This window comes from Pseudomonas sp. BAV 4579, from assembly GCF_009765395.1.
Lineage (GTDB): Bacteria > Pseudomonadota > Gammaproteobacteria > Pseudomonadales > Pseudomonadaceae > Chryseomonas > Chryseomonas aestiva.
Genome location: NZ_WHOV01000268.1, coordinates 1 through 731 on the forward strand (window position 1 = coordinate 1; position 731 = coordinate 731).

The 731-nt window shown below is 55.4% G+C and carries 1 pseudogene; it reads right to left on the minus strand.

The annotated features are described in order from the left end of the window. Window positions 1–183 precede the first annotated feature (183 nt). Window positions 184–562 (minus strand): annotated as a pseudogene (locus GSQ95_RS26800) (AAA family ATPase); the annotation flags it as partial. Window positions 563–731 lie beyond the last annotated feature (169 nt).

A 731-nucleotide genomic window follows, 5' to 3' on the forward strand; every position in this document is an offset into this window, starting at 1 on the left:
CCTACCAAGAAGGGCGTGAATCGACGCTTGCGGTGACAGCGGCAGCTGCACACTCGGCCGGCCGACCCGGGGCGTCGCCTTTGCTGCCATGCGGGAAAGCCCGTTGATCTGGGGCGGACCAAATTTCTTGAGGACGGCCCCATGCTCGACCTGTTCAAAGCGATCGGTGCACTGATTCCCACCAAAGATGAAGCTAAAAAACTCTGGCAGGTTCGCCAGTCGTTCGAAGCAATTCTCCGGTAGGTCAGGCTGAGACTAACCGCCCTGGATCAGCATCCTAAGCAGCAAGCGCCAGAACCGAAGTGTCGCTGAGCGATCAATCCATATCAATAGATCTGCACGGTCTCCCAAGTCACTGGATGGCCACCTTCGAATATCCAGCAATCACGGACCTCAACTTCGTAGCATAGGTTTGTCTTCTCGTTCCTACTTCGTTAAATCCATCCTGGCTGCCAGTGGAGGTGTCTATATGAACAACCGGCAATCTTGTGCGTAAGTCAAGGTTACGCGCCAAGGTGCTTCTGCCCGATCCAGGCTGACCAATGATCATTACCCGGTGCATCGAAGCTCCTTCTCGCTGCGCGCGCCGTTTTTGGGGTGGCGATCGTACCTCAACTTCCAACTCCGTTAATACGCGGCCAGCCAAGCGGTGGTAATCACGACTGTCCCCTTTGGGTTGTGGATTCAACCGGTGAACGCAACACACTAAATCCTGCGTAAGCAGGAGGGTG